The sequence below is a fragment of the Salegentibacter lacus genome, assembly GCF_020164555.1.
Classification (GTDB): Bacteria; Bacteroidota; Bacteroidia; order Flavobacteriales; family Flavobacteriaceae; genus Salegentibacter; species Salegentibacter lacus.
Genome location: NZ_JAIQZB010000009.1, coordinates 77,053 through 95,463, shown reverse-complemented (window position 1 = coordinate 95,463; position 18,411 = coordinate 77,053). Strand labels below are relative to the sequence as shown.

General features: G+C 37.7%; 20 protein-coding genes. 14 read left to right on the top strand and 6 right to left on the bottom strand.

Annotated features, from left to right (window positions below; all coding sequences use genetic code 11):
* Positions 1-26 precede the first annotated feature (26 nt).
* The 10 genes from LB465_RS09045 (at position 27) to LB465_RS09000 (ending at position 7,476) form a co-directional block, all read left to right on the top strand.
* A complete protein-coding gene (locus LB465_RS09045) occupies positions 27-485 on the top strand; it encodes a DUF6973 domain-containing protein (protein WP_224469506.1) in 459 nt (152 codons plus the stop codon).
* Positions 486-487: 2 nt separating this feature from the next.
* Positions 488-1,390 carry an oxygen-dependent coproporphyrinogen oxidase gene (gene hemF, locus LB465_RS09040; protein ID WP_224469504.1) on the top strand — a complete coding sequence of 301 codons (903 nt, stop codon included), beginning with the start codon at positions 488-490 and terminating at the stop codon, positions 1,388-1,390.
* Positions 1,391-1,426: 36 nt separating this feature from the next.
* Entirely contained in the window at positions 1,427-2,416 is a 990-nt protein-coding gene (gene hemB, locus LB465_RS09035; RefSeq protein WP_224469502.1) for a porphobilinogen synthase, read from the top strand.
* Positions 2,417-2,539: 123 nt separating this feature from the next.
* Positions 2,540-2,887, top strand: coding sequence for a hypothetical protein (locus LB465_RS09030; RefSeq protein WP_224469500.1), 348 nt, complete (start codon positions 2,540-2,542; stop codon positions 2,885-2,887).
* Between the two features lie 91 nt (positions 2,888-2,978).
* Positions 2,979-3,452 (top strand): hypothetical protein, encoded by a 474-nt coding sequence (locus LB465_RS09025; RefSeq protein WP_224469498.1) that lies wholly within the window; start codon positions 2,979-2,981, stop codon positions 3,450-3,452.
* Positions 3,453-3,582: 130 nt separating this feature from the next.
* The gene (locus LB465_RS09020) at positions 3,583-4,713 is read left to right on the top strand and encodes a CNNM domain-containing protein (RefSeq protein WP_224469495.1); all 1,131 of its coding nucleotides are present in this window, start codon (positions 3,583-3,585) and stop codon (positions 4,711-4,713) included.
* On the top strand, positions 4,646-5,140 hold the full coding sequence (locus LB465_RS09015; RefSeq protein WP_224469493.1) for a methylated-DNA--[protein]-cysteine S-methyltransferase: 495 nt from the start codon (positions 4,646-4,648) through the stop codon (positions 5,138-5,140). The genes LB465_RS09020 and LB465_RS09015 overlap by 68 nt, the downstream gene beginning before the upstream one ends.
* A gap of 12 nt (positions 5,141-5,152) precedes the next feature.
* Positions 5,153-6,307: a serine hydrolase domain-containing protein gene (locus LB465_RS09010; RefSeq protein WP_224469491.1), complete on the top strand. Its 1,155-nt coding sequence runs from the start codon at positions 5,153-5,155 to the stop codon at positions 6,305-6,307.
* The gene (locus tag LB465_RS09005; protein ID WP_224469489.1) at positions 6,291-7,004 is read left to right on the top strand and encodes a 3'-5' exonuclease; all 714 of its coding nucleotides are present in this window, start codon (positions 6,291-6,293) and stop codon (positions 7,002-7,004) included. The genes LB465_RS09010 and LB465_RS09005 overlap by 17 nt, the downstream gene beginning before the upstream one ends.
* A 112-nt stretch (positions 7,005-7,116) precedes the next feature.
* Complete coding sequence (locus LB465_RS09000) at positions 7,117-7,476, top strand: DUF6616 family protein (RefSeq protein ID WP_224469486.1); 360 nt, start codon at positions 7,117-7,119, stop codon at positions 7,474-7,476.
* A 57-nt stretch (positions 7,477-7,533) separates the two neighbouring features.
* Here LB465_RS09000 and LB465_RS08995 read toward each other — a convergent pair whose 3' ends face one another.
* From LB465_RS08995 to trhO, 6 genes are all read right to left on the bottom strand, one after another.
* Positions 7,534-8,187, bottom strand: a complete 654-nt coding sequence (locus LB465_RS08995) for a CoA transferase subunit B (RefSeq protein ID WP_224469484.1) — start codon at positions 8,185-8,187, stop codon at positions 7,534-7,536.
* Positions 8,188-8,236: 49 nt separating this feature from the next.
* Complete coding sequence (locus tag LB465_RS08990; RefSeq protein ID WP_224469482.1) at positions 8,237-8,935, bottom strand: CoA transferase subunit A; 699 nt, start codon at positions 8,933-8,935, stop codon at positions 8,237-8,239.
* 107 nt (positions 8,936-9,042) lie between these two features.
* Positions 9,043-11,355, bottom strand: a complete 2,313-nt coding sequence (locus LB465_RS08985; protein ID WP_224469479.1) for a penicillin-binding protein 1A — start codon at positions 11,353-11,355, stop codon at positions 9,043-9,045.
* A gap of 11 nt (positions 11,356-11,366) precedes the next feature.
* Positions 11,367-11,855: a gliding motility lipoprotein GldH gene (locus LB465_RS08980; protein WP_224469477.1), complete on the bottom strand. Its 489-nt coding sequence runs from the start codon at positions 11,853-11,855 to the stop codon at positions 11,367-11,369.
* Positions 11,848-13,008: a PSP1 domain-containing protein gene (locus LB465_RS08975; protein ID WP_224469475.1), complete on the bottom strand. Its 1,161-nt coding sequence runs from the start codon at positions 13,006-13,008 to the stop codon at positions 11,848-11,850. The genes LB465_RS08980 and LB465_RS08975 overlap by 8 nt, the downstream gene beginning before the upstream one ends.
* Positions 13,009-13,213: 205 nt before the next feature.
* Positions 13,214-14,245, bottom strand: a complete 1,032-nt coding sequence (gene trhO, locus LB465_RS08970) for an oxygen-dependent tRNA uridine(34) hydroxylase TrhO (protein ID WP_224469473.1) — start codon at positions 14,243-14,245, stop codon at positions 13,214-13,216.
* A 466-nt stretch (positions 14,246-14,711) separates the two neighbouring features.
* Between trhO and recA the strand changes: the two genes are divergently transcribed.
* The 4 genes from recA (at position 14,712) to LB465_RS08950 (ending at position 18,386) form a co-directional block, all read left to right on the top strand.
* Positions 14,712-15,728, top strand: a complete 1,017-nt coding sequence (gene recA / locus LB465_RS08965) for a recombinase RecA (protein WP_037318463.1) — start codon at positions 14,712-14,714, stop codon at positions 15,726-15,728.
* A 160-nt stretch (positions 15,729-15,888) separates the two neighbouring features.
* A complete protein-coding gene (locus LB465_RS08960) occupies positions 15,889-16,368 on the top strand; it encodes a hypothetical protein (protein WP_224469470.1) in 480 nt (159 codons plus the stop codon).
* 12 nt (positions 16,369-16,380) lie between these two features.
* Entirely contained in the window at positions 16,381-16,923 is a 543-nt protein-coding gene (locus LB465_RS08955; RefSeq protein WP_224469468.1) for an RNA polymerase sigma factor, read from the top strand.
* Positions 16,920-18,386 (top strand): hypothetical protein, encoded by a 1,467-nt coding sequence (locus tag LB465_RS08950; protein ID WP_224469466.1) that lies wholly within the window; start codon positions 16,920-16,922, stop codon positions 18,384-18,386. Before LB465_RS08955 ends, LB465_RS08950 begins: the two co-directional genes overlap by 4 nt.
* The last annotated feature ends 25 nt before the right edge of the window (positions 18,387-18,411 follow it).

Here is an 18,411-nt window from a genome sequence, read left to right as displayed (position 1 = left end):
TGGCAGTCTGGGCGCGGATTAAAAATATGGATTTTAAGGAACTGTTTTCGGTTTCTAAAGTTTTTATAAGAAAACCGCGCTATATTCTCCCAACCTACCGGGCAACAATCCAGACGATCAAAATTTGTGACGATCTCTATGCAGAAGAACATCATAACAACGGAAAAGAAAATGCCTTTAGACACGCCCTGTGGAATTATTTAATTTGCCAGAAATGTTTTAAAATTTCCAGATCGGTTGAAGCTGCCAGAATTTGGAGCGACCATTTTACTGGTTTGCACGAAAAACTTTCTCCAAACCAAAAACTGGCCAAAACAATGGATTTACACAACAACCGGTTTGGGCAGGCTTTATTTAAAGGAAATGAAATTCCAACTGAAGAAATCATTCATCTTTTTCAGCAAAAAATGAAATTGGCAATTAAGGTTTCCAAAGTAGAAGAAATAGGAAAAACGAAAGATAAACTGGTTTATATCGAAGGTTGAAAATGAGAGCGGAATTTTATAAATATATCGAAGATTTACAGGATAGCATCTGTAAAAAACTAGAAGAAATAGACGGTACGGCGAAATTTCAACAAGACCTTTGGGAGCGTGAAGAAGGCGGTGGCGGCAGAACCCGGGTTATAGAAAACGGGGCGATTTTTGAAAAAGGCGGGGTAAATATTTCCGCGGTACACGGCCCTCTTGCCCCGGCAATGCAACAATATTTTAAAGTTGGTGATGTAGATTTTTTTGCCTGCGGACTCAGTTTGGTTATTCATCCTAAAAATCCGATGGTACCAACGGTTCATGCCAATTGGCGCTATTTTGAAATGTATGATAAAAACGGTACCGTTCTAGACCAGTGGTTTGGAGGCGGGCAGGACCTTACGCCTTATTATCTTTTTGAAGAAGATGCCGAACATTTTCATAAAGTTTCAAAAGAAGCCTGTGATAAACATTCCCCGGAGTTTTATCCGGAATACAAGAAAAAATGTGATGAATATTTCTGGAATTCCCACCGAAATGAATCCCGTGGAATTGGAGGTTTATTCTTTGATTATTTAAAAGCCTCTGAAGAAAAAAGTATTGAACACTGGTACAATTTTGTAACCGAAGTTGGAGATAGTTTCCTTGAAGCTTACACTCCTATTGTAGAGAAACGTAAAAACTTGCAATATTCTGAAGCAAACCGCAATTGGCAGGAAATACGGCGCGGCCGATATGTGGAATTCAATCTGGTACACGACAAAGGCACCCTTTTCGGCTTGAAAACCAATGGAAGGATTGAGAGTATTTTAATGAGCCTACCTCCGCATGTGCAATGGGTTTACGACCACCATCCCGAACCCGGCAGCGAAGAAGAAAAATTATTGAAGGTTTTGAAAAACCCACGAAATTGGGTTTAACTGAAAACTGATTACTGAGAACCGAAAACTGAAATTATGTATCCATTAAGAAGAAATAGAAGATTAAGAACCAGCGAAGCTATACGTAGTTTGGTGCGTGAAACTGCAATTACTCCAAACGATTTTATCGCGCCGCTTTTCATGGTTGAAGGAAAAAATAAAAAGGAAGAAATCGCTTCTATGCCGAATTATTTTAGGTTTAGTCTGGATTTACTGGAGAAAGAAGTTAAAGAACTTTGGAGCCTCGGCATAAAATCGGTTTTGTTGTTTGTAAAGGTTCCCGACAACCTGAAAGACAATGCCGGGACCGAAGCTTTAAACAACGACGGACTAATGCAACGCACCATTAGAACAGTAAAAAATGCAGTCCCCGAAATGCTGGTCATGACCGATGTTGCCCTGGATCCCTATTCGGCTTACGGGCACGACGGAGTTATTGCTCACGGGAAAGTAATTAACGATGATACTACGGCAATTCTGGCTGAGATGGGACTTTCCCACGCCAAAGCTGGAGCCGATATTCTTGCGCCCAGCGATATGATGGACGGCCGTATTTTTGAAATGCGCAGCCTGCTTGAAGACGAAGGTTATCACGAAACCGGGATTATGAGCTACAGTGCCAAATACGCTTCGGCGTTTTACGGACCGTTCCGGGATGCTTTGGATTCTGCTCCCGTAGATGCCGAAAATATTCCGAAGGATAAAAAAACTTATCAAATGGATCCTGCAAACCGTGAAGAAGCAGTTAAGGAAACCCTTATGGATATTGAGGAAGGCGCTGATATTATAATGGTTAAACCTGGATTGTGTTATCTTGACATTGTACGCGACCTAAGAAACGTAGTAAATATTCCCATAGCAGTTTATCAGGTAAGCGGTGAATATGCGATGATTAAAGCTGCAGCCGAAAAAGGCTGGTTAGATCACGATGCCGTAGTTTTAGAACAATTAACCGCCATAAAACGCGCCGGTGCTTCTATGATTGCAAGCTATTTTGCCAAAGATGCCGTGAAATTAATTTCCTGATTTTATAACTAAAATTTATCATTTTCTAATCTGATTTTTAGCTAGTTTTGCTGTTTGATAAGATTGAAAAAATTCTCTTGTCAACTTAATACCTTGTGAATTTAAATCGGGGTATTTGATTTTATGAAAAATCAGAATTTCTATATTATAACTTTATTACTCGGTCTGCTTTTAAATAGCACCGGTAATAAAGTTTTTGCTTTTTCGGCTACGGTTGTAAATCTCGATTCCCGAAACTATGATTATCTGCAAGCTGAGCAAAATCAGCAGGCCGTATTATTTGCTGAAATTATCACTTCTGAAAATATTTTTTCAGAAGAAAATTTTACTGGTTTTTCGGGTGATTTAGCTTCTGCTTTTACTTCAAAAAAAGAATTACAGATTTCTGTTGAAAAGCATTCATTTTTTAACTTTCTAGATCAGCGATACTTAATACTTCAACATATCTATCCTTTTCATTTTTTCTGGTGAAATGAATTCTTCTGAAAAACTTTTATGTTTTTCATACTCAAAAAGCTTTTAAAAAGGCAAATAAGAAAAATTTCACTTAAATAATTAAAAAATGGACACCGCATCTACGCTAATAGGCCTGGGGCTGTTAGCAGTTTTCGTGCTGCCAATATTATTCTTAATCTGGCAACAAAACAACAAAGAGAAAAACAGGCTTAAAAACCTTAAAAAATTAAGCAATCAAAATAATTTAACTACCGATATTGTTGAACTTTCCGCTACTTTGCTATTGGGGTTAGACAGTAAAGCCAAGAAATTGCTGGTTATAGAACCTACAAACAATATGAAACATCAGGTACTGGATCTTAGCTATATAAAAAATACCACAGTAAGTTCGCATCCTTTTCCAGATAATGCCCAGCTTATAAAAAGGATTAGCCTGGATCTTTCTGAAAACAGAAACAACAAAAAACTCACCGAAATTATTTTTTATGATGAGGACGATAACGCCAACAACAATGCTTCAGAAAGGCTGATCGTCGCCCAAAAATGGAACCGAATAATTAGCGAGAAACTTTCTGCTTAAACCTTTCTAAATACAATTTGTCCTGCCCCATCCTTAATCGGTTGGGGCTGTTTTTTATGTTTTACCATTTCTTTATTAGAGATTGATAGAATTATCTTTAAATTAGTCTTTCAAACAACTAAAAACCAATATGGGCTTACTTATTTTTTATGCGTTAATTTCTATTTTTTTCTCATTTTTGTGCTCCATTTTAGAAGCCGCATTATTAAGTTTTACACCCTCGTTTATTAAGGTTAAAAAACAGGAAGGGCAGGGTTATGCTGAAACCCTGGCACAATTCAAACAAGATATAGACAGACCATTAATCGCACTCTTAACTGTGAACACAATTGCTCACACCGTTGGAGCAATTTTAGTGGGGGTACAGGCTGAAAAAGTTTGGGGCGATGGTGGTAATGCCGTTGGTATTGTTTCAGCAGTAATGACACTGGCTATTTTGATTTTATCAGAAATAGTTCCCAAAACTATCGGTGCTACCTATTGGCAGTCTTTGGGAAACTTTACAGCAAAAACCCTCTCTTTTATGATTTTTCCGCTGAAGTATGCTGGGATACTTTGGCTTATGATGCTTACAACAAAATTAATAGGAAAATCGGCACACGTATCTTCTATGAATAGAGAAGAGTTCGCCGCAATTACCGATGCTGCCGAAGAAGAAGGCGTTTTCGATGAAAGTGAAACCACGGTTATAAAAAACCTTCTCGTATTTAGATCGGTTAAAGCAAAAGATGTAATGACTCCCTATTCTGTAGCCATTATAGAAGATGAAGATACCAGTATTGAAGAATTTCACCGTACGCATAAAAACCTTAAATTCTCCCGAATTCCCGTTTATAAAAATAAAACCAACAATGTAACTGGTTTTATTTTGAAAGATGATGTACTGGAAGAAATGATAGACGATAGGGGTCCTGAACCTTTAAGCAAGCTAAAAAGGGAAATCTTTATGAGTTCTGCAGACACGCCAATTCCCGAACTTTTCGAGAATTTTGTTCAAAAAAGGGGACATATTTCCATGATTGTAGATGAATACGGAAATACCGTTGGTTTAGTAACTATGGAAGACATAATAGAAACCTTGCTGGGCCTTGAAATTATGGACGAGAGCGACAGTATTGAAGATATGCAGATGCTGGCCCGCCAAAACTGGGAAAAACGCGCAAAACGCCTTGGATTAATTCAAAGAAAAGATAATGAAGAAAACACGGAGTCACCAAAATCAGATATTTCTGAAAACTCCACTCGGGACAGCCAAAATTAGTGGCGACGAAGCCGGGGTTTCTGCAATTCAGATTCTGGATGAAGAAATTTCTTCTTCAAAAGAAATCCCCGATTTTCTTCAATCGGCGGCACAACAATTAAACGATTATTTTAAAGGAAATCTTGAGAAATTCAATTTAAAGCTAAGCCCAAAAGGCACCGATTTTCAGCAAAAAGTATGGAAAGCTTTAAGTGAAATTCCTTTTGGAAAAACCTGCAGCTACCTGGAACTTTCCAGAAAATTAGGCGATGAAAAAGCGATAAGGGCCGTAGCTTCTGCCAACGGGAAAAATCCGCTTTGGGTGGTTGTTCCATGCCATCGTGTAATTGGCAGCGACGGATCTTTAACAGGCTATGCCGGCGGCTTACATAGAAAACAGTGGCTTTTAAATCACGAAAATAATACTTCGCAACTTTCAATGTTCTAAACTTTCAGCTTTATGATTAGATTTTTAAAAATTTCCGGAACCGTAATTTTTGTACTTCTAATCGCTGTTATTATTCTTATTATTTTCGATTTTGGATATATTTTCCGCGGAATGCAGGCTACTTATTTTCAGGGTGAAAAAACGGCATTTATAGACGATTATCCCCATTTTGACAACCGACTTATTGAAGCGGGAACTGAAGCTGATGCGTGGCCCGAACATTCAAATTATAACTCTGCAACGCCCACTGATGATCTTGCTGAATTAAACGAAGAACTGGAAACTGCAGCCTTTTTAATCATTAAAAACGATAGTATTTGGTTTGAAGAATATTACCAGGAATATGGCCCTGATTCTAAGACGAATTCGTTTTCTATGGCTAAAAGTATTGTTTCAGCACTTTTGGGAAAGGCTATTCAGGATGGTTACATTACAAGTTTAGATCAGCCGGTTTCAGACTTTTTTCCGCAGTTTAAAAAAGAATTAAAAGTTGGGGATTTGGCCTCTATGGCTTCAGGTTTAAACTGGAACGAGAACTATTATAATCCGTTTGGGATGACTGCGAGGGCTTATTTCGACGAAAACATAAGGGAATTGGTTCTTCGACTCCAGGTTACCGGTACCCCCGGAGAAAGCTTTAAATACCTTAGCGGAAACACTATTCTTTTAGGTATGGTCATAGAAGAAGCCACTGGAGAAAATCTTTCAGAATATTTAAGTAAAAGTTTCTGGAAGCCCCTGGGAATGAAAGAAGATGCGCTTTGGCAATTAGACAGTGAAGAAAGCGGAATGGAAAAAGCTTATTGCTGTATCGCCTCCAACGCACGCGATTTTGCAAGGTTCGGGAAACTATACAAAAACAAAGGAAAATGGAAGGGTCAACAGCTTCTGGATTCAGAGTTTGTAGCCAGATCTACCGAACCCCGTTTTGATGATAATCCGCAATATGGTTATGGATTTTGGTTGAGTGATTATAAAGAAAAAGACATTTTTTATATGCGTGGTATTCATGGGCAGTATGTTATTGTTATCCCTGAAGACGATTTAATTATTGTAAGATTGGGGGAAAACCTTATTAAAAAAGAGGAAGATGAAGAACACGCTCCAGATTTCTATAAGTATATTGATGAGACTTATAAAATGTTAAACGATGCTGCAAACAATTAAGCTCGAGAACATCCTTTTTCTCGATATTGAAACCGTGCCCGAATTTGAAAATTTCAATGAACTTTCTGAAGAAAAAAAATTGCTTTGGGAAGAGAAGACCCATTATCAACGAAAAGATGAATTTACCGCACAAGAGTTTTATGACCGTGCGGGAATTTGGGCAGAATTTGGTAAGATTGTATGTATTTCGGTAGGGTTTTTCAGCTTTAAAAATGGGGACAGGACATTTAGGCTCACCACATTTAAAGATAAAGAAAAAACCCTGCTTCAGCAATTTTCTGAATTATTAAATGAGCATTTTGCAAGACCTCAGCATTTACTTTGTGCACATAACGGTAAAGAGTTCGATTTCCCATTTATCGCGCGTAGGATGTTAATTCACGACCATGCACTGCCTTTAAAACTCAATCTATTTGGAAAAAAGCCATGGGAAGTTCCTCATCTGGATACGCTGGAATTATGGAAATTTGGCGACTATAAGCATTTTACTTCCCTTAAATTGCTTACCAATGTATTGAAAATCCCGTCGCCAAAAGATGATATTTCGGGTAGTGATGTTAGAAATGTGTTTTATAATGATAAAGATCTTAATCGTATTGTTAGCTACTGCGAGAAAGATGTCCTGGCTATCGCCCAGGTAATTCTAAAACTACGCCAGGAAAAGTTATTAGAAGCTTCAGAGGTTGTAAATGTTTAAAATATCACCTTTTATGAGTTTTATCATTTCCAGAGCATTTTAACCTAAGCTAAAGAATTTCTCATAATTTTTTCACTAACTTGAAGTATATAACTATTAAAACCATAAAATTATGTATTTGTATATTGAAATGTGGAATGTAACCGGAAAGTGGATAGACCTGTCTAAAGATAAAAGACGGGAGCTCATGGAAAATATGCAGGATAGAATTACCGGTTTGAAAGAGAATGGTGTAGAAAATCTAGGCTGGGCTTTAAATGATGAACATACTAATTACAGAAGCCAGTACCGCTACTTTACGGTTTGGAAAATGCCTTCTATAGATAATGTAGAAACTTTGGAAGAGAACTTAAAGAAAGTAGGTTGGTACGATTATTTCTCCCAGGCCAATACGCGTGGAAAAATTATTTCGCAAAAAGAAGCTATTGATTTCTTAGTAGATCTTGAAGCTGAATCAACTTCACTAACTTAATGTGATTTAAAATAGAAATATTTTCCGGCAGTAATTTAAAGTTACTGCCGGATTTTTTTATAACTGCATTTCAGGAATATCACCCTCTACAAGTAACTTCCCTTCTGTTGCTTTTTCGATTTCTTCTACACTTACTCCGGGAGCTCTTTCCAACAGTTTAAATCCATTTTTAGTAACTTCAATAACCGCAAGGTTAGTTACAATTTTGGTTACACAGGCAACGCCGGTTAAAGGCAGCGAACATTTTTTAAGCAATTTAGAATCACCTGCTTTGTTGGTATGCATCATCGCTACAATAATATTTTCAGCACTGGCTACAAGATCCATAGCACCACCCATACCTTTTACCATTTTCCCCGGTATTTTCCAGTTGGCGATGTCGCCATTTTCGGCAACTTCCATAGCACCTAAAATAGTAAGATCTACGTGTTGGCCGCGAATCATTCCAAAACTCATTGCCGAATCAAAGAAACTCGCCCCGGGAAGCGCGGTGATAGTTTGTTTTCCTGCATTAATAAGATCGGCGTCTTCTTCGCCTTCAAAAGGAAAAGGTCCCATTCCCAGGATTCCATTTTCACTCTGAAATTCTACTTCTATATCGTCACGCACAAAATTGGCTACAAGAGTAGGAATCCCAATTCCCAGATTCACATAATACCCGTCTTTCACCTCTTTTGCAATGCGTTTTGCTATTCCTTCTTTATCTAACATAAACTTGTATTTTGTCATTTCCGCGAAGGCGGAAATCTATATCTTCAAATCACTTCTTTCTAACCGTTCTTTTTTCAATGCGTTTTTCGTAATTCTTTCCTTCAAAAATACGCTGAACAAAAATTCCAGGAATATGAATTTGATTAGGATCTAATTCTCCCGGTTCTACCAGTTCTTCAACTTCAACAACGGTGATTTTTGCAGCACCACACATTAACGGATTAAAATTACGGGCGGTTCCTTTAAAAATAAGGTTTCCGGCTTTGTCACCTTTCCAGGCTTTCACAAAAGCAAAATCGGCTTTAAAAGCTTTCTCCAGCACATACATTTTACCATCAAATTCACGGGTTTCTTTAAATTGCGAAACCTCGGTACCGTAACCGGCTGGTGTATACATTGCGGGAAATCCCTGTTGGGCTGCCTGGCAACGCGCTGCCAAAGTCCCTTGCGGAATTAGTTCTACATCCAGTTCATCGCTAAGCATTTGCCGCTCAAACTCGTCGTTTTCCCCCACATAGGAAGAAACCATTTTATCTATTTGCTTTTTTTGAAGTAAAAGTCCGAGGCCAAAGTCGTCTACCCCTGCGTTATTTGATATACAAGTAAGGTTTTTTACATTAAGACACACAAGTTCTGAAATGGCGTTTTCAGGAATCCCGCTAAGGCCAAAACCACCCAGCATAAACGTCATACCATCTTCTACGCCCTGCAAAGCATCTTCTACATTTGCTACAGTTTTTCTAATCATCGGTATTTAATTTTACCGAAAAATACGAAAATAAAAATGCTGCTACAATGCTTTTAGCCTGGTAGATTATATTTTTCTGAAAAATAACGAAAGATTTTTGCTAAATCTTAAAAATCTAACTCATCAGGAACACTATCGGTTTCAGATTGATTTTCCTGATTATACTCGCTGCAATCTATTGCAATAGATAGGTTATCGGGTTTTGGAAAAGCATCTTGTGAAATATCCAGTTCTTCATCTGCATAAAGATCTTTCATATACATTCCCCAAATTGGTAACGCCATAGTAGCACCCTGGCCGTAAGTTAAATTCGGAAAATGCACCGCACGATCTTCGGCACCAACCCAAACGCCGGTTACGAGGTTGGGAACCATGCCCATAAACCAACCGTCACTTTGGTTTTGTGTGGTTCCGGTTTTACCGGCAATAGGATTTTTAAAATCGTAAGGATAACCGGTTACCCCACGTTTATAATGATCAAATTCTTTAGCATATGTTCCGCGTAAGCGAACCCCTGAACCGTTTTGAGTAACACCTTCTAAAATATTTACCGTTACATAAGCGGCTTCTTTGTTCAGCACATCTCGCGTTTCCGGCACGTGTTGATAAAGTACGGTTCCGTTTTTATCCTCTATTCGGTTTACAATTACCGGTTTTACATACACACCTTCATTTACAAACGTGCTGTAAGCCGAAACCATTTCAAAAAGACTCATATCCTCGGTACCCAAAGCAATTGCCGGGCCTTCAGAAAAGTTTTCGGTATCAACACCTAATTTCTTTACTAAGTCTAAAACCGGTCCAGGTCCTGTTTTATCGATCAATCTGGCTGTTACGGTATTCACCGATTGCGCCAGGGCATTTTTCAAGCTTATCATCCCCTCATATTCGCCGTTAGCATTTGCCGGAGACCAATCTTTAATATTCCCGTATTTCCCGGCTTCAATAGTAAATTTATTTTTAGGCATCATATCGCAAGGAGATAGCTTTAACTGATCTATAGCTGTTGCATATACAAAAGGCTTAAAGGTAGAACCTACCTGGCGTTTTCCTTGTTTTACGTGATCGTATTTAAAATGCTTAAAATTGGTTCCACCAACCCAGGCTCTTACTTCCCCTGTTTGAGGCGTCATAGACATTAAACCGGCCTGTAAAAATCCTTTGTAATAAAAGATTGAATCTTTAGGTGTCATAATCGTGTCCTTTACTCCATCCCAGGAAAAAACACGCATTTTGGTTTCTTTATCGAAAGAAGCCAGAATATCTTCTTCAGATTTCCCCTGATCTTCCATCTCTCTCCATCGCACCGAGCGTTGCATAGCGCTTCTTACAATATTATTAATCTGATCCTGTTCTAAATCCCGAAAAGGGGCCGTTTTATTGTTTTTATTTTGCCTGTCAAATTCCTTCTGCAGGTGGGAAATGTGTTTTTCTACCGCAGTTTCAGCATATTGCTGCATTTTAGAATCTATGCTGGTATAAATTTTTAATCCGTCGCGGTAAAGGCTGTATTCAGTACCATCGGGTTTTGGGTTTTTCTCAATCCAATCTCTCATAAATCCTTGCAGGTAAACACGGAAGTAAGTCGCCATTCCCTCATCGTGACCTTCGGGAGAAAAATCAAGGGTAAGAGGTAATTTTTGAAGAGAATCTTTTTCCTGTTCAGAGAGATACCCGTTTTTATTCATTTGAACAAAAACCTGATTCCGGCGCTGTTTTACCAATTCCGGTCTACGCACCGGATTATACAAAGCAGCATTTTTTAGCATTGCTACTAAAACCGCAGATTCTTCTATATTAAGGTTTTTAGCTTCTTTTCCGAAGTAAATTTTTGAGGCTGAGCGAATTCCCACAGCCTGATACACAAAATCGTATTTATTAAAATACATGGTAATAATTTCTTCTTTTGTGTATTGTCTTTCCAGTTGTGTAGCGATATTCCATTCCTTTACTTTCTGCAAAAGTCTGGCAAAAGTATTATTAGAAACATCTTCGGTAAACAAAAGTTTCGAAAGCTGTTGAGTTATGGTACTTGCCCCACCACGGGTTCCCAGGTAAAAAGCAGCTCTAAGTGTACCTTTTGCATCAATCCCGGCGTGTTTATAAAAACGCTCGTCTTCAGTAGCTACAAGAGCTTCAATAAGGTGATCGGGAAGATCATCATACTTTATAGGTGTACGGTTTTCACTGTAATATTTACCCAAAGTCTCTCCATCTGAAGAAAAAATTTCGGTAGCGAGATTGGTTTCAGGGTTTTCGAGTTCTTCAAAATCGGGCATCTTACCAAACGCGCCCCAGCCAGCCAGTAAGAATATTAAAACTACAGCTAATAAACCTATACCAAAAATCGTCCAAAAACCAATTATATAAGATCTCTTGCTGGTTTTGGGCTTTTGCTGCTTCCTTTGTGTTGCGGCCATTTATTCAAAAATTATTGCAGGTTTTCTTCTATTCTAAAACCTATGTGAGTAATTCCTTCTAAATTTTCTATTCCTTCAACCTCGTCGTTTTTACGCATTGCCTGTTTTATGGCAATTTTATATTCGCCGGGTTCAGTAAAACTCACATTTTCTTTATACCAGAGTTTACTTTCTTTTACATCACCAAAACCCGTACCAAGCCATGTTCCATCTGGCGCAGCCATTTCATATTCCAGGGTATCAGTAATAACTTTTCCTTGCGGAAATCGCATTTCGGTAATTAAAAACAGGTTACTGTAATTATAGTCTTTATTATTTCTAACGTTTAGAAACAGATTATAGTTTTGCAAAGAATCAAGCTCTCCTAAATTAAAGACCAAAGTAGAATCTTTTTCCCAGCCCCCTGTTATAGGTTTATATTCATCATAAACCCGCTTTTTATCACAGGAAGCAAATAAGGCAAAAGCGCCAATAAAAATTAAAAACACTGCTTTACGCATTATTCGAAGGTTTTCCTTTACGTTTTCTTCGCTTTTTAGACTTACTTTTTTTATTCTGACCTTTAGGTTTATCAAAACGCGTTAAGCTATCCTGCCCCACTACATTATTGAAATCTCGTTTTTCTTCTAACTGAAGCTGTACTTCAAACTCCTCAAGGCTCGCAACGTCTTCTTTTTTACGATTTGAAGCTATAATTTTATTCGCCTGTTCTGCTGTTAATTGATGCCAGTTCATCCACTCACCCTCGTATGCATACCAAAGCACGCCTTTAAAAATGTCAATTTTTTGGCAAACCGCAGTTCCTTTTTTAGTGAAAAGTTTCGTGTCTGTTCGTGGAAAAGTCTTTAAAGCTTCCAGATAAGAATCCAGCTCGTAATTAAGACAGCATTTTAACTTACCGCATTGCCCAGCTAATTTCTGCGGATTCAAAGATAATTGCTGATATCTCGCTGCAGAAGTACTTACCGATCTAAAATCGGTAAGCCAGGTAGAACAACATAGTTCACGACCACAAGACCCAATTCCGCCAAGTCGGGCAGCTTCCTGGCGCAGACCAATTTGCCGCATTTCAATTCGGGTATTGAATTCCCTTGCGAATTCTTTGATTAACTGGCGGAAATCTACACGATCATCTGCTGTATAGTAAAAAGTTGCTTTTGAAGCATCTCCCTGAAATTCAATATCGCTAATCTTCATACTTAGATTTAGCCTAATTGCAATCTCGCGGGCTCTTTTCTTTATCGCTTCTTCCTTGCTCCGAACTTCCTCCCAAACATCAAGATCTTTTTGGGTCGCTTTTCGGTAAATTTTAAGTACTTCTTCGCTATCGGGTTTAACTTTTTTCTTTTTCATTTGCACCCTTACCAGCTCGCCGGTAAGGCTTACCATACCCACATCGTGGCCGGGAGAAGCTTCAACAGCTACTGCATCGCCCATACTTAGGCTTAGGTTTTCTACATTTTTAAAAAAGTGTTTTCTTCCGTTTTTAAAACGAACTTCTACGTAATTGAATGGTTCTATGCCATTGGGCATAGACATATTTGCAAGCCAATCGAATACAGAAAGTTTATTACAGGAATCTGTACCGCAGGTCCCGTTACTTTTGCATCCTTTTGGTGTTCCGTCTTTGGTTGAGCAACTGCTACAAGCCATAAATATTTATATGTTGTAAGTCTTGCAAATTGCTTTGCAGACTTTTGGGTTTATATTGAGTTTCTAATCAAGAACCTCGGGTAATCCCGAGAGTTATGATACAAAAAATATTAATTAGAACAGAGAAAAGCCTCAGAACAATTAAATCTGGATTATCGAGTAAATATACCAATATTAATTGGCACTCCCTTTTTAGAACGCTGTGTTAACTTTTATATTTTAAAACTTCAGAACGTCCTTTTTTGAATATTTTATTGCTGTTTCCCTTTCCTTTTCGCAAAGCTTTTTGCTCCTCGTAAGGTAAAGCGGCAATTTCCTGACAGGCTTTAGAACAGCAATTATCCATTTTCTCTGCACATTCTTCACACTGAATAAAAAGCAGGTGACAGGCTTCATTAGCACAGTTTACATGCTTATCGCAAGCTTTACCGCACTGGTGGCAATGCGCAATCACTTCATCTGAAATCTGCTCAGCCCGGCGATGATCAAAAACGAAGTTCTTTCCTATAAATTTATTTTCCAGTTTTTGTTTTTCAACCTGGCGAGCGTATTCAATAATACCGCCTTCCAGCTGATACACATTTTTAAAACCTTTGTGTTTATAATATGCACTGGCCTTTTCACACCGAATTCCGCCGGTGCAATACATGACTAGGTTTTTATCTTCTTTATAATCTTTTAGGTCATCTTCTATAATCGGCAACGAATCTCTAAACGTATCTACATCTGGGGTAATCGCACCCTGAAAATGACCTATTTCACTTTCGTAGTGATTTCGCATATCTACCAATACAGTGTTGGGATCGTTAATAAGTTCATTGAATTTGAGAGCGTCTACATGCACCCCTTTATTAGTTACATCAAAAGTACTGTCGTTAAGCCCGTCGGCTACAATCTTTTTACGCACTTTCACCTTCAATTTTAAAAAGGCCTTGGCATCGTGTTCTATGGCAATATTTAGCCTAACTCCTTCAAGAAAATAAATATTATCTATAAATTCTTTAAACTCTTCAAATCGTTTTGCCGGAACTGAAAGTTGGGCATTAATCCCTTCGTGCGCAACATAAATGCGGCCAAGCACGTCCATGTGGTCCCAGGCGATAAAAAGATGATTTCTGAATAAGTGTGGATTGCCAATTTTGGCGTAGGCATAAAAAGAGAGCGTTAAACGGTCTTCTCCCGCTTCGTCTATAAGTGCTTCCCTCTCTTTAGCGCTTAATTTATTGTACAGTTGCATGCTATACTAATGTTAAGGTTAAAGAAAAATTTTTGCAAAGATACGTTTAAATTTCAAGGAAGAAAAAATGCCCTGAAAAGTGATTTCCCAGGGTATTTTTTGTGTGGCTAATTCGGTTTGTAATCTTTTTTACTTTGCTTCATAAATTAGATTTTTAAATTCTAGCCACCATCTACCCGGCAGTTTACATTCAGCAAAATAATAACTGAAGTACCAAAACCAGGCGTAAACAGACTCTTTTTCAAAAATCTCATAGGCAGGGTTAATTTTTAAATTTCTGTTTAAGTAAAATAGCCCGGAGCAAGTCCGCAAGGCACAATGTAAAAAATTTAAAACACTTAAGCGTAAGGGTAAAACTGTTTTAAATCTCCCTAGAAAAGTAAATATACAAAAGCCGCGCATATAAAATTGTGATGCAGCAAAACTTATAGTAATTTAGCAACTCTCTAAATAGATTATTCAAATTATGAGCAACGATAAAGAAAAAGAAGCAAAATTAAAGGCCTTAAAGCTTACCCTGGATAAAATGGATAAAACCTACGGAAAGGGTACCGTAATGAAGATGAGTGACCAGGCCGTAGCCGATGTAGATGCAATATCTACGGGTTCTTTAGGCTTAGATCTGGCTATGGGTGTAGGCGGATATCCAAGAGGACGGGTTATTGAAATTTATGGACCGGAATCTTCAGGAAAAACAACTTTAACATTACACGCAATAGCTGAAGCCCAGCAAAAAGGAGGAATTGCCGCATTTATTGATGCAGAACACGCTTTTGACCGTACTTATGCTCAAAACTTAGGCGTAGATATAGAAAACCTAATTATTTCTCAACCCGATAACGGGGAGCAGGCTTTAGAGATTACCGATAATTTAATTCGCTCTGGTGCTATAGATATTATCGTGATAGATTCGGTTGCAGCGCTTACTCCAAAAAGTGAGATTGAAGGAGAAATGGGAGATTCTAAAATGGGATTACACGCCCGTTTAATGTCTCAGGCTCTTAGAAAACTTACTTCTTCTATTAGTAAAACAAATTGTACCGTAATCTTTATTAACCAGCTTAGGGAAAAGATTGGGGTGATGTTTGGAAATCCCGAAACTACTACCGGTGGTAACGCCCTTAAATTTTATGCTTCGGTGCGTTTAGATATTAGACGTTCTACGCAAATTAAGGACAGCAACAGCAATGTAATGGGTAATAAAACTCGTGTGAAAGTTGTGAAAAACAAAGTAGCTCCACCATTTAAAATGGCTGAATTCGACATTATGTATGGCGAAGGAATCTCTAAAATTGGTGAAATTATAGATATTGGGGTAGATTATGAGATCGTGAAGAAAAGCGGTTCCTGGTTTAGCTACGAAGACACAAAATTAGGTCAGGGTCGTGATGCGGTGAAAATACTGCTAAAAGACAATCCTGATTTAATGGAGGAACTTGAAGAAAAAATTAAAAATGCTATAAAAGTAGCCAAAGAAGCTTAAAATCAGTGACTAACGTCACTTAAGCCTGTTAGCATTTTAAAAGTAAAAAATAACCAAATCTTAAAAATCCCTTAAAAAGAGGGATTTTTTTGATTCCGGACGCAACCTTTTCATTCATGCTGCATCTATGAAATAGATAACCCTAAATAATATATCTAAAATGAAAAGAATTGCTTTATTAATGATTTTAGCCGTAAGTATCTACAGTTGTGATACGAATGATGACGGCCCGAATGTAAATTATGACTTCGCAAAAATAACCGATGCAGATCTTCCTGGTTTTTTTGAAATTGGCGAAAGTTATGATCTGGAAGTTAGTTATGAGTTGCCCAACGCTTGCCACAGTTTCGTCACATTTGATTTCGACGAATATATCGATGAAGAAAATGACTCTATCTATGTTATAGAAATTTATGCGGTAACTTCTTATGATGCCAATCTAACAGAATGCACAGAAGAAGGAGATTTAAATGAGTCCAAAACTATTAGAGACCTAAGAATTACCAGTGAAGACTATAACAATTACCAGTTTAAGCTTCTTACAGGTTTTGATGAAAATGACGAAGGGGAATTTTTAATCGTTGATGTTCCGGTAGGAGAACCGGAGCCGGAAACCCCACAAGAGAATACTAACGAATAACAATCTAAGTTAGTGAGTTTAGAAAAACTCATACTTCAGTGTAAAAAACAGGATATTAGGGCACAGGAAAAGCTTTACCGTATGTACTCCGGTAAACTTTTTGGCCTGTGCCTTAAGTATTCTAATAACTACCAGCAGGCCGAAGACAACCTGCAGGATGGTTTCATGACCATATTCAATAAAATAGATCAATATGGAGACAAGGGATCTTTTGAAGGTTGGATGAAACGAATTGTGATAAATACCACCCTACAAAAGCACCGAAAAGAAAAATATTTTGAAATCATTAATGAGAATATACTGGAAGATCCAGTAGTTGAAATTGATGACGAAGAAATTACTACCGATTTTCTATTAGAAAGCATTCATAAGTTACCTGAACGCTACCGACAAATTTTTAACCTCTATGCGTTAGACGGGTTTTCTCACAAAGAAATTGCCGATATGCTAAACATAAGTGTTGGAAGTTCAAAATCTAATCTGGCCCGCGCCAGGAATATTTTGAAAGAAAAAATAGAAAACCACCTCAACGATAATAAGGTGCAATCACTATGAAAGAAAGAAAGAACATAGACCGGCTCTACCAGGAAAAGTTCAGGGATTTTGCCCCCGAACCGCGACCTGAGTTATGGGATAATATTGCTGGCAAACTGCAAGAGAAAGATAAGAAAAAGCCTTTTATAATTCCGTTATGGTTTAAAGTTGGCGGTGTGGCCGCGGTTTTAGCTTTAATGCTTGGCGGTTATTTTTTTAGTCAAAATAATTTTACCAATACCAAAGTAGTTTTTGAAGTAGAAGAAACTGCAAAACCCCAAATAAATTTACCCGAAATCAATAAAAACGAACAGTTTATAAATGCTTCAAAAATCTTGAAAGATGTTAATGAAGCTGCTTATTCAACTGCTGAAGGTGCCAACACCTCATCAGCTAATAACAATTCGGCTATAGCTTCAGAAAATACTAATTCAGAAGCCATAAAAACTTCTAATGATTCAGCTGAAGAACAAAATTCAGAAAATACCGCAGGTAAATTAAATGAGCAAAATTCAGCAATAGTGGGAGAAGATCATCAAGATTCAGAAGAAGAAAAAATTCAAAATCAGGATTTCATCAATCCAAAATCAAAAAACGAACAGAAGCCTGAAGCAATCGCCGAAAACAGTAAAGAAAATAATGAAAAAGAAGAAGCGATTTCCCTCAAAGACAGCCTTGAAATAGCAGAACAATTAGCACAAATAGAAGAAGAAAAAAATCTCGATAAGGAAGAAGAACTTATTGCTGAAGCTTCTAAAAAGAAACTTAGGTTAAGCACTTTTGCGGCTCCTGTTTTTTATGACAATATAGGCAGCGGGAATGCTATAGACCCTCAATTTTCCAGTAATAATACCAGCTCCCAGGTAAGTATGGCCTATGGTATGAATTTAGCTTATTCAATATCAGAAAAAATAAAGATAAGAAGTGGGATTTCTAAGGTAGCAATGAGCTATAATGTAGAAGACATCGTTTTTTCTGCCTCATTAAATCCAAATACTATTAGTTCTATAAATTATGAATCTTCAGGGAACAATGTTCAATTAGAAAATGCGGCTCCAAGCGGTCTTCCCGGCAATATTGATAGTGACAATAATTCTAACTTTTCCTCTGTCAATAATATGGCATTACCGGGAGAGATCAATCAGCAGTTCGGTTTTATTGAAATTCCATTAGAAATAGAATATAATCTTATTGACAGTAAAATTGGTCTTAACCTAATTGCAGGAGGAAGTAGCCTATTTTTAGATGAAAACAGTATAAAGGTAAATACCAATAATCAGAACACCAGAATTGGCGAAGCCAATAACATCAATAAAGTTAGCTTTAGCACAAATGTTGGCGTGGGGCTGGATTATAAAATTACCGACAGTTTTATGCTGAATTTAGAACCGATCTTTAAATATCAGCTAGATACTTTTGATGATGCTCCAGGCGTTAGACCGTTTTACTTTGGTATATATTCGGGGATAAGTTTTAATTTTTAACACCTATGAAATGAATTAGATCCTT